11 protein-coding genes, 2 tRNA genes and 1 pseudogene are annotated in these 11,516 nt (G+C 42.7%); 6 read left to right on the top strand and 8 right to left on the bottom strand.

Annotated elements, in window-relative coordinates:
- From RM049_RS26740 to RM049_RS26755, 4 genes are all read left to right on the top strand, one after another.
- A partial coding sequence (locus RM049_RS26740) for a CHAT domain-containing protein (protein ID WP_322706314.1) occupies positions 1-1,391 on the top strand: 1,391 nt, incomplete at its 5' end.
- A 549-nt stretch (positions 1,392-1,940) separates the two neighbouring features.
- Complete coding sequence (locus tag RM049_RS26745) at positions 1,941-2,555, top strand: hypothetical protein (protein ID WP_322706315.1); 615 nt, start codon at positions 1,941-1,943, stop codon at positions 2,553-2,555.
- Between the two features lie 605 nt (positions 2,556-3,160).
- Positions 3,161-3,234 (top strand) — tRNA-Val (locus tag RM049_RS26750).
- Positions 3,235-3,266: 32 nt separating this feature from the next.
- Positions 3,267-3,407: a hypothetical protein gene (locus RM049_RS26755; RefSeq protein WP_322706316.1), complete on the top strand. Its 141-nt coding sequence runs from the start codon at positions 3,267-3,269 to the stop codon at positions 3,405-3,407.
- Positions 3,408-3,569: 162 nt separating this feature from the next.
- On the opposite strand, the gene RM049_RS26760 is transcribed toward RM049_RS26755, so the two are convergent.
- Positions 3,570-4,544, bottom strand: a complete 975-nt coding sequence (locus RM049_RS26760; RefSeq protein WP_322706317.1) for a PAS domain-containing protein — start codon at positions 4,542-4,544, stop codon at positions 3,570-3,572.
- 409 nt (positions 4,545-4,953) lie between these two features.
- On the opposite strand from RM049_RS26760, the gene RM049_RS26765 reads away from it, so the two are divergent.
- Complete coding sequence (locus tag RM049_RS26765; RefSeq protein ID WP_322702603.1) at positions 4,954-6,144, top strand: transporter substrate-binding domain-containing protein; 1,191 nt, start codon at positions 4,954-4,956, stop codon at positions 6,142-6,144.
- 205 nt (positions 6,145-6,349) lie between these two features.
- Here RM049_RS26765 and mazG read toward each other — a convergent pair whose 3' ends face one another.
- The gene (gene mazG / locus RM049_RS26770) at positions 6,350-7,174 is read right to left on the bottom strand and encodes a nucleoside triphosphate pyrophosphohydrolase (RefSeq protein ID WP_322706318.1); all 825 of its coding nucleotides are present in this window, start codon (positions 7,172-7,174) and stop codon (positions 6,350-6,352) included.
- Between the two features lie 51 nt (positions 7,175-7,225).
- Positions 7,226-7,813, bottom strand: coding sequence for a metal-binding protein (locus RM049_RS26775; RefSeq protein WP_322684706.1), 588 nt, complete (start codon positions 7,811-7,813; stop codon positions 7,226-7,228).
- Between the two features lie 112 nt (positions 7,814-7,925).
- On the opposite strand from RM049_RS26775, the gene RM049_RS26780 reads away from it, so the two are divergent.
- A tRNA-Val gene (locus RM049_RS26780) sits at positions 7,926-7,998 on the top strand.
- A gap of 39 nt (positions 7,999-8,037) precedes the next feature.
- Here RM049_RS26780 and RM049_RS26785 read toward each other — a convergent pair.
- From RM049_RS26785 to RM049_RS26805, 5 genes and pseudogenes are all read right to left on the bottom strand, one after another.
- Entirely contained in the window at positions 8,038-8,478 is a 441-nt protein-coding gene (locus RM049_RS26785) for a PIN domain-containing protein (protein ID WP_322706319.1), read from the bottom strand.
- Complete coding sequence (locus RM049_RS26790) at positions 8,478-8,693, bottom strand: hypothetical protein (RefSeq protein WP_322706320.1); 216 nt, start codon at positions 8,691-8,693, stop codon at positions 8,478-8,480. Before RM049_RS26790 ends, RM049_RS26785 begins: the two co-directional genes overlap by 1 nt.
- Before the next feature lie 119 nt (positions 8,694-8,812).
- Entirely contained in the window at positions 8,813-9,556 is a 744-nt protein-coding gene (locus RM049_RS26795) for an alpha/beta hydrolase (protein ID WP_322706321.1), read from the bottom strand.
- A 104-nt stretch (positions 9,557-9,660) separates the two neighbouring features.
- Positions 9,661-10,275: a hypothetical protein gene (locus RM049_RS26800; RefSeq protein WP_322706322.1), complete on the bottom strand. Its 615-nt coding sequence runs from the start codon at positions 10,273-10,275 to the stop codon at positions 9,661-9,663.
- A 91-nt stretch (positions 10,276-10,366) separates the two neighbouring features.
- Positions 10,367-11,516: pseudogene (locus tag RM049_RS26805) on the bottom strand (WD40 repeat domain-containing protein); the annotation flags it as partial.

Below are 11,516 nucleotides of genomic sequence, written 5' to 3' on the forward strand. Positions count from 1 at the left end.
CTCCAAATCCTGAAACTCCAAATACTAACCCCTGCACATTCCAATGCAATCTACCAAGTAAACCGAATAACCCTGTCCTCAATAATCCTCAGATTGATAACCCCGTTCTTAATCCCGACCCCACTCCCGAAGACAATTTCACAGATGATTTTGCCGACCATTTAGGCATACCCAGCCCTAAAATCAAAACCCTAGATGATGCCAAAAAAATTGCTCGTAAAATTGAAGAAGCTACTGGTATTAAACCTGCATTTATCTACATCAGTTTTGTCCCTGTGGAAATTTTACCAGAGGGGAATTTAGGCAAAGCTCAAAAATTTACGAAACAGTTAAATACCGTAGCAGAAAAAGATAGCGACCAACTAGAAGTTGTAGTAGTAACCGGAAAAGGCGATCCTATCCGCAAGCGCATCCCAGAAACAACTAAAGCCAAAGTTCTCCAAGTAGCTCAAGAATTTCGTGACCAAATCGTTAGTCCACAAAACCGTCGTCGCACCGGTTATTTGCGTTCATCTCAACAACTTTATCGCTGGATGGTTGCACCACTAGAGGCAGATTTACAGGCGAGAGAAATCAACAATCTGGTCTTTTTACCAGATATTGGGTTACGTTCAACCCCAATGGCAGCACTTCACGATGAAAAAGGATTTCTAGCAGAAAAATATAGTATTGGCTTAATGCCTAGTCTTAGTTTGACTAATACCCTCTATAAAGACATCAAAAAATCTCAAATTTTAGCGCTGGGGGTTTCTCAGAGTACTCAGGGACAAGAGCCTTTACCAGCAGTCCCCCTGGAGTTATCAACACTAGTATCTAAACTCTGGCAGGGCAAATTATTGTTAGATAAGCAAGCCACCTTAGAAAATCTTAAAACGATCCGCCGCCAACAACCTTTTGGAATTATTCACATGGCAACCCATGCCAATTTTGCTACGGGTGCTTTGAATAATTCCTATATTCAACTGTGGGAAGACAAGTTACGCTTGAATCAATTACGACAGTTGCGCTTGAATGAACCTGAAGTTGAAATGCTCGTGCTGAGTGCTTGTAGAACAGCTTTAGGGGATAAAGAATCCGAACTGGGATTTGCGGGTTTAGCAGTGCTGGCAGGTGTGAAAACTAGTGTTGCTAGTCTTTGGTCGGTTAATGATGCTGGCACAGCGGCGTTGATGACAAAATTTTATGAGAATTTAAAGACAACTCCAATTAAGGCAGAAGCTCTCAGACAGGCTCAGGTAGCTATGCTCAAAGGGCAAATTTATGTCAAGGATGGACAAGTGCAAGGTTTAGGAGGAGTTGGGAATTTGCCTTTACCTGCTGACAGTGCTGATGAATCACTTATGCATCCTTATTATTGGGCTGGATTCACAATGGTTGGTAATCCTTGGTGAAGGTAGGGAATAATGAAAAGGGTATAGGGGAGAATGGCACGCTTGTTAACGCCAAACCCATTACCTATAAGGCTTTTGGGTGTGGGGTGTGGCTGAGTGGGTGTAGTGAAGAAGGAAAATATTTATGTTCATACTCGATATTTTGTTTTCTTAATTTTCCCCTACACCCTACACCCTACCCCCAACACCCTGCCTACACGAGCTTTCAGCTTTACAAGCGTGCCATTCGGTATAGGGGATAGGGTGTGGGGTGTGGGGAACCCCATACTTAAAAGCAGGAGTTTCAAAACGGACGCTGTATATCTTGCACATACGTGTCACTACATACATCTTTTGATTTTTTCCATATTTAAAAACAGGGGCTTGTACCCGTTGGGTGCGAGAGAACGTTCTTTATCTAATACCTACACCCCACACCCCACACCCTTCTCGGTCATAAATCGAGCGACGTTCTTCTAGTGAATACTACGGTTGAAAGATATGTCTTCTTGAAGATGAACGCTACAATCTATCAGAAAATCAAGAAGTAGTTAAATCCAGAGTGGCTTCATGACGCCTAATTTAACACCTAAAGCGACATTTGACTTTATTAACGTGCTATCCCAGGCTGCGGCTAAGTATAGAGAACCAAAAAGCATACGCCCTAGTGCTGAAATATTAGTAAAGGCATTGCTACAAGCAGAAAAAACTGCCAAGCAACAAAAGTTGACTTATCCGTTTGAGTTTCTGCTCGGTAAATGGCAACTTTGCTTTGTCACTGGCACTAAAAAAAACAGAGGTAGCGGGGGAATTGTATTAGGCAACGGTTTCTATGTACCCAAGTTCATGGCAATCCATGTTTCCTTTAATGCCACTTTGGAACAAAATTCAGACAGAGGCGAAATTACTAATCAGGTTGAGCTTAACCCAGTTTCACTGAAACTCATGGGGCCAGTGCAATATTTTGGGAAGAAAAATTTATTGGCCTTTGACTTTAACCAGATGATTCTCAGTTTGTTTGGTCGTGTTATTTACAACAGAGCAATCCGTGGTGGTAAAGTTCAAACAGAAGATTTCTACAACCAACCGATAGGTAAACTACCGTTCTTTGGCTTCTTTTTGGTAACAGAAGATTTCATTGCAGCTCGCGGTCGTGGGGGAGGATTGGCATTTTGGATTCGATAAACTTAAAGACCTTTGCAGGAAATCAGGCAGTCTTGCTGGAAGCAAAAGGAAAGAGAATTTGACTTATATCATGTCCGCTTGATTACTTACTAAACCCCAAGAACCCCACCCCGCCAAAGCGTAGCTTTGTCTCCCCTCCCGAAAAGCCTACGGTGTATACACAAGTCGGAAAAAGCTCGATTTTCCCATTGTTCTCTCACTTCTCGTTCCCAGTCTCCGACTGGGAATGGCTTATTAGAGGCTCTGCCTCCAGCTAGACATTGAGTCAGAGACTCAATGAATGCATTCCCAGTCTGAGACTGGGAACGAGGAAAGTCTTATTAAGGCTAGATTTTTAAGACTTGTGTATACACCGTAGCCCGAAGAGCGGGGAGAGGCTGGGGGTGGGGTGCAATGACTGTGGGTATCATAACTAATTACCCCGACTTGATATTAGACTTATTTGTTTGATTAGTAGCAAGTGGTGCAACCTTTTTTACAAATCAAATAAGTACTTCACATCATCTGCACTTGATTACTTAGGGAGTGATAGAGTTCGCCTGATTTGGTCTTTTATCTTGCATTATTAAAGAAGTATATGCTACTATTGATAATTGTGTGGTTAAGGACGTATAGCTCAGTTGGTTAGAGCGCTACGTTGACATCGTAGAGGTCACTGGTTCGAATCCAGTTACGTCCATTATTTGTACAGTGACTAATTATTTGTCGTCTGTGACTTTACTCAAAAGTTTGCCGCTATGGCAAGCTTATGCTTCTAATTTTGCAGGTATAGAGAAAGAAGCCAACTTACTCTACCCTTTTAAGTTTAATAGCTTTACACTCCAATTTCATGTGGTGTTTCATTTTCGGTGACGAGGTGCTTTACCATAGCAAGCCCCACATAGGCGAATTGGCTCATGCTGCATTTCTACGTCAAAAAATGGAAGCATTTGAGCAAGCCTGTCTGCATCTACTTCTACTACAGATGCGATCGCATTTGCTATTTCGGAGTACTCATTTGTTATTTCGGCGTACTCATTTGCTATTACTGAAGTGTTCCTCGTTCGAGGACTTTCTCTGTAATGAAGACTCAAGAATGTTTGTAACCAGTTCCGGCTTACCAGTCCGTAAAACTTTCGGTGGGCCGTAATCAGCGTCAATAGAAATTGGATAGCGTTGTTGAAGTTCTCGGATCAATGCTTCCTTGGCTGGTTCTGATGCAACGATGACTGGGTTAGTGAAGACTGGCAAATTATCTTCGATGACATCCACAATACACCAATCGGCAAGAGTAGGCACTGCTAATTGCGCGACGCTGGTTAGGGTAATGCGATAATCCAAGGAAGATGCCAATACACTACTTGCTTCAGCTAAAAAATTAGAGCGTTTTTCTGCGGCTTGGGCTGCAATTCGGGCGGCTTGCTCATTAGCAAATAATTGCTGGCGCTGCAACTCTAAATGCTTACGCTGGCTAATGTCACGCATTAGCCAGCGCAGAGCAACTGCCTGACCTTTTTCGTTGCGAACGGTAACTACTGTCAAAGCTACATCAAAACAGATTTTTTCTCGTGGTTGTAAACATACTTCCCATTCTCCACCTCGGTCGAGCTGCTGCAACTGAGTCAGGTAATTAAAAAAAGCTTGATGATCTGGCTGGGCGATGAAAGTAAGTAGCGGTTTGCCAATCAAAAATCGCTGTAAAACATTGAGGTGTATGCTAGCAGCACGATTAGCTTCCAGGATAGTGCCGAATGTATCAGTTACCAAGTAACCATCAGGCGCAAAATCAAATAATTCTTGGTAGCGCTGACGCTCTTTCTCTATTACGATTCGTGTTACTTGTAGTTCCTCGGAAGCGATTTTTAGTTCTTCCAAAGTGATTTGCAGTTCCTCAAAAGCTTCTAGTGTTAGCTCTTGCTGTGAATATGGCTCACTACCAGTCCTTTGCACTAATCCGATTACCCGTGAGCGCAATGTCTCTAATTGTTGACTAAAATCGTCCACATCCATAATTGCTCACTTTGCAAAGACTAAGAAGCGCATGTTAGATAAAATATCTGGCAATTATAAACCCAAATGTACGCTAAAAGCCGATCTCAAAACTATTACTCAAAAGATAGAGGTTTGTCTTGACAACGCGAGTTCTATAAATTGAGTTAGACACAAAGTTGTCTCAACCTCCACCTGCCATCTTAAAATAAACAATTCATCAAGAAATCTACCTACAGTGTTGTACAGCAAGAAACATATTAGGTAGATTTCAGCAAATGTTTTTATAGCTTAAGGGGGACTGATGCTTACAGCAACATTACCAGCCATAAATCTGAAAAAAATTGGTATTAGGGAGATGATGAACGCGATCTTTGATATAGGGTGGGCATGATAAATAGATTATGCACACAACCCTGAGAGAATTTTGATGATAAATGCGATCGCTAGTAGATTTCGCCAATTTATGGCTGGGAAAAACCGCCTAATTGGCAGATATGACCCGAAAAACAAAATCAAGCGTTCCTTAGCACTGTATACCTGCATAGGATTAATAGGTGGAATCCTGGCATTGTTATTAATGGCGTCCCCAGGAGTGGCCCAAAAACCACAACTCCAACAACCTTTATTAGTAGCGACACGAGTTATACCGCCCTTTGTGCTATCAAACAAAGGTGAGCTATCAGGATTCAGTATCGACCTCTGGCGCAAAATCGCTAACCAAATAGGTGTAGAGTCTAAATTTATAGAATATTCCACAGTGCCGCAACTGCTTTCGGCTATTAAGGAAAGCAAAGCCAACTTGGGAATTTCAGCCATCTCAATTACAGCCGAACGCGAGCAGAACTTTGATTTTTCATTACCTATTTTTGCTGGGGGGCTGCAAATTATGGTGAGAAACCCAGAAAGCAACAACAGTGCCTTCCCAAATATTTTGCAATTGTTTTTCTCCGGTAGCCTTTTGCAAGTAATAGGCGTTGCCTTGGTGTTAATTATCGTAGCAGCCCACATTATTTGGTTATCTGAGCGTCATCACAAAGATGGGATGATTCCCAAATCATACTTTCCTGGCATTTTCAAAGCCTGTTGGTGGTCAGCTGCCACATTAGCAACCCAAGCTGATGAGATGCCCAAGGGAGTACTGGGACGCTTAGTAGGTATTATCTGGATGTTCATCGGAGTACTTTTTGCCGCCTACTTTACAGCCAGTGCGACTACCTCATTGACAGTGCAACAGCTTCAGGGTGATATCAGGAGCATAGACGATTTACCCGGCAAGGTAGTGGCTACAACTGCGGGTAGCACAGCCGCTACATACTTACGAGAACATAAGATTTCAGTTTTAGAAGTTACCAAGATTGAGCAAGCTTACAATGCTCTGCAAACAAAAAAAGCTGATGCCGTAGTGTTTGATGCGCCTGTACTCCTCTTCTATGCTGCCAATGAAGGCAAAGGAAAGGTACAAATTGTTGGCAGTATCTTGCGTGAAGAAAGCTACGGTATCATTCTGCCCAACAACAGTCCCTACCGCAAACCAATTAATCAGGCTTTGCTAAGTCTCAAAGAAAATGGCACTTATCAATCGCTATATGATAAGTGGTTTGACGTTGAAAAATCTTGAAGAAGGGAGCAGGGGAGTTAGGAGTTAGGAGTTAGGAGTTAGGAGTTGGAGCAGGGGGACAAGGAGGAATTATTGAACAAGTCTCTCCCAAGTCTTCTCCCTCTTCCTTGTCTACCTTTATCTCTTCTGCATACCCAATACCCAATGCCCAATGCCCAATGCCCCATGCCCCATGCCCCATGCCCCATGCCCAATCCCCAATCCCCTATTCCCTATTCCCTTCTTTCGCCAGTTGAGCTTTTGCCTGTTGCCACAAGTTTTCTAATTCATTCAAACTGTAATCAGAAAGGGGACGGTCAACAACCGCCTCCATTTTTTCTAATCGCCGGACAAAGCGCTGATTTGTACCTTGCAAAGCGGTGCTAGGGTCAAGATGATGCCAACGCGCTAACTGAATCACGGCAAATAGTAAATCGCCTAATTCTGCTTCTTGCCGTTCGGGTGTTTCTTCAGCTAAAGCTTGCTCGAACTCTCCCAACTCTTCATGAAACTTATCCCAAACACCCTGAATATTTTCCCATTCAAACCCGATCGCCGCAGCCTTTTGAGAAATTTTCATCGCCGCCGTCAGTGGGGGAAGGGTACGTCCATAACGAGCGAGTTTAGCACTAAATTTTTGGGCATCTGGAGATGCTTCGCCCTTTTCCGCAGCTTTGATTTGTTCCCAATTTTGCCGCACCTCATCCACACTGGCCACCGACACATCACCAAACACATGAGGATGACGGCGAATCAACTTTTGGGAAATCCCCTGAGCGATTTCCTTGAGAGAAAATTGCCCAGATTCACTAGCGATTTGGGCTTGCAATACCACCTGTAATAATAAATCGCCTAACTCCTCTGCGATCGCACCCTTATCCCCACTCTTAATCGCATCCACCACCTCATAAGCCTCCTCAATCACATAAGGCGTGAGCGTTTCCGCAGTTTGAGCCAAATCCCAAGGACAACCACCATCAGGCTCACGCAACTTCGCCACCACCTCAATCAACTCCTGCAACGCCCCCAAAATCTCTTCTTGCTTTTCCATACCTCTGCGTACCTCTGCGCTTCCCTTAGCGTTCCTTTGCGTTTAAAAAAATTATTTCTTCACTCTCGCCCGACGACTACCACCCCTCACTTTCCGCTTCTTAATTTTGCCACTAGGAAGCAACCCCCGAACCCCCTGCTTTTTAAAACGCTTATAAGCCGAACCCCCCCAATCGCTGAGAGAATGACTCATTGCACCGAGTTCCAACCCCAAAAACAAAGCGATATATTCAGTATCGTATTGCACGAGCGATCGCCCCAAAATTCCCCCCAAATCCTGCCAACTAAAACTCAAATTCCATAACCTTTGAGCGATCGCCAAAACGAAAATTGCCAAAATTGCCAGCAAACATCCCAGATAAAGTATCCGTAGAATCGTGCCGATAATCGGCCCGTGGGATAAAAAAGAACGATGTCGGAGACTTTTTTGATAAGGTAGCCAAATCCAGCGCAAGAAACCCCAGCGTTGGAATTGCACAGAGTAAATATCCAAATCGGGGCCAAACATCAGTCCCCCAAAGAGAAACCCGCCTGCAACCAACAAAGTTGCATTGCTACTGCGAGTCTGCCAGAAAGTAACGCTCGCCACCAACGGCAGAGCATACATAGTAATGCGATCGTGCGTCCGACCAGAGGGCATCCTAAATCCTGAGTGACTCAATACTGAGTCAGTATAAGAGAAAAAAAGATTTTCTTGAAACTACTAGCGCAATGCGAAATGTTTTGCTATATTGGTTAAGGATTAGTCAAACGGGCGGTTAGCTCAGTTGGTAGAGCGCCTGCCTTACAAGCAGGATGTCATCAGTTCGAGTCTGGTACTGCCCATTCAGTAAATAAAGGCTAGAAACAGCTTAAATGCGGTTTCTAGCGTTTTTTAAATGGATTCACAATCTCTAATTGACCAGCGACTACTAACCCATCTTGCATATCTTCAGAATAGAGAATATTTGCTCTTGCGGATAGCGCACAAGAAATAATCAGACTATCCCAAAAATAAAAATTATATCGACTGCGGATATCTGATGCATATTCAAAAATAGTCAGATTGAACTCTACTACAGTGCAACGACTATAAAGCGACTGAATCACAGCTTTAATTTGGCCTTCATTAAAGGCTGCTTTTTTGAGCAAATTGGCAGCAACCTCATTCACAACCTGTGTACTAATGATGATTCCTTCAGCTTCTGTAATTGCAATAGCAATATTACGCTTTCTTGTTCTTTCTGTAACCTCCATCTTCTTATCGTCAAATAAACGATAAAGCCAAACATTTGTATCAATAAAATATGTACCAGAACTCATCATTATCGGTTATAAATTTCCTCCCGGCTGAATACACCATCCACTTGAACAGGATTTTCTGTTAATTCATCAATTATGTCTCTTTTTTTAGATGATTTTTTCGTCACCAAAACGATTACTTTAATATCATCTCCTTCACCAAGTTCTTGTTTGTACTTATCAGGAATCTGAATTAAACCATTTTGAATCTTTGCTTTAAACTCAACTGCATTTAGCATCTTTAACCTCTCTTATATCTATGGGGCTTTATTTATTATGAGCGATGCCTAGGTTGAGCTGCGCCAACGCACCATTAAGATAGTCTACTTGGACAAAAGATTTTGGATTGCTCAAAAAATTAATCACTAGTTAATATTGAGGCGAGAAGGTCAGGGCGAGACAGATGTGGGCAATGTCCAGAAGCAAGCTCAATGGCATCGACTCCTAAGCGCTTTCGTGCAGCGTAGCGTGACCATGTAGGAGATATTATCCGGTCATTGGTACAAACAATATATTTACGTTCAACATGCGGCAAAGCTTTTAGAGGATTCGTTTCAAATATATATGCCATAGATTGTTGCGAACGACTTTTCGAGATTGCCCACTGTGTTACATCTGGTTGACAATCATGAAAGAAAAACTCCTTTAATACTGCTTCGTCTGAATAATCTTTGCCTACGGAAGCTGGTTCATACATATCAGGCTCATCGTAGAACTGTTGGAGTTTACTTGGCTCTTTTGGCTGGTAATTGAATGATTTGAGTGTATCAGAATCAAGACGATGAGAAAATTGGTCGAGTGTACTAACTCCAGGATATGGGAGCAGCGCTGCCACAAACACTAATTGACGCACTTTTACCGCTTCTGCAACCAAGGGAATTATTGTACCAGCCATTGAGTGACCGACAAGCACAATATCATCATCAGTTTTTGGCAGCGCTTGAATTACTGCATCCGCAAGTTGGGACAAAGTAGCAGATGCATTTTCAATTGGCAAATCCATTGCTACAGTTTTGTTACCCTGTGCTTCTAAGTAGGGAATTAGCAAATCCCAACACCAGGTGGCTTGGAAAGCACCATGAACTAGACAATATAGACTCATATCAATTGAATAGTGGTAATGGTAGACTAGTTTTTTAACTTCTCTTATTTTTTAGCAAATTTTGAATCTTGACCGGGTAAGTTACATCAGCACTTGCTATATATTCAAACAGTAGCTAAAAGAGGTTTAAAAGGTTGCAATAAAATACCCAAAATTTTATCAACTTCTTTAATATAGTACTCAGTTGAATCTATATAAACAGTTTTCCCTTCTAAAAATAAGAACTTCCAGTTAGTTCCACTAGTAACCGAGCCATAAATCCGCCCAACTTCATTGCCTTGATTTTGATTGAACAGTTGTGCTGCAATCATTGCCGCTACACATTGACCCAGACCGCCGATAATATCTTCCTTTTTCGCTTCAAAAATAAACATTACCGGAGTAGAAAGAAATAATTGCTCCTGGGAATCGCTGATGATGTAATCGCAAAAACCTTGTAAGCCTTTAGTCGCATCAACATTAAATTCATTTCCAGAGAACAGCGAGATTTTATTATTTAATAATCGTCTAACCTCTGCAAGGATTGGTGCAATTAAAAACTCTGACCTGGCTTTTTCGGTTGAAATTGCAGTTGCTAAAGGAATGTAATCTATTAAAATCGTTCTGAGTGTTTCTGATGGTGTAACAGGTTTTGTATCAACAAATAAATTCCGAGTTTCATCGAGTGTTAAATCAAAACTCTTTTTCACCTTGGCGAGACTGAAATCGCTGTATGCCATCCTTCCACCTTGTGATTATTTATAGCACCTTTGACCTCTCTCCAAACCTCTCTCCTAAGAGGAGAGAGGCTTTGAGGCTATACTCCCCTTCTTACTCCCCTTCCCTCGCAGGGAAGGGGCTGGGGGTTAGGTCTGTCTTGCCTTGCGCCAACTCTCTTGCTCTGGACTGGGAATCAAACTTTAATTTATTATCCCACTGCTGCGCTTTGCTAAACTTTTCAACAGCGCCACTAATATCATCATTTCGCGCTAACTTCTCACCTTGGATAACTAACACTGTCGCGCCTTGCGCCAAACGAGATAGAGTTTGGCATGATTGCAACTCTTCTAACACTTCTGGATGGGCAATAAGGTAATCATTCAGCAAATTGCAACCACTGAATAATAAATTATCGAAATCAAAATCCCATAAAATTATTGTACCGTCATCACTAGCGGAAGCTAACTGTTGTCCATTGGGGCTGAAGGCGATGCTTGTGACCTGACTGCTATGACCAGTCAGGGATTTGAGGAGTTTGCCACTGCTGACATCCCAGATTTGGATGGCGTTGTCAAGACTAGCAGAAGCTAACTGTTGTCCATTGAGGCTGTAGGCGATATTATAGACCACTTTGCTATGACCAGTCAGGGTTTTGAGGAGTTTACCACTGCTGACATCCCAGATTTTGATGGTCTTGTCAGCACTATTAGAAGTTAACTGTTGTCCATTTGGGCTGTAGGTGACGCTAATGACCAAATCAGTATGACCAGTCAGGGATTTGAGGAGTTTACCACTGCTGACATCCCAGATTTTGATGGTCTTGTCTTCACTAGCGGAAGCTAACTGTTGTCCATTGGGGCTGTAGGCGACGCTATAGACCCCACTGCTATGACCAGTCAGGGATTTGAGAGATTTACCACTGCTGAGATCCCAGAGTTTGATAGTGTTGTCATAACTAGCAGAAGCTAACTGTTGTCCATTGGGGCTGTAGGCGATGCTAATGACCAAATCAGTATGACCAGTCAGGGATTTGAGGAGTTTGGCACTGCTGACTTCCCAGATTTCGATGGTCTTGTCTTCACTAGCGGAAGCTAACTGTTGTCCATTGGGGCTGTAGGCGACGCTATAGACCACATTGCTATGACCAGTCAAGGTTTTGAGGAGTTGACCACTGCTGACATCCCAGATTTTGATGGTCTTGTCTTTACTAGCGGAAGCTAACTGTTGTCCATTGGGGCTGTAGGCGACGCTATAGACCACA

It is taken from the genome of Nostoc sp. DedQUE04, assembly GCF_034530995.1.
GTDB lineage: Bacteria > Cyanobacteriota > Cyanobacteriia > Cyanobacteriales > Nostocaceae > Nostoc.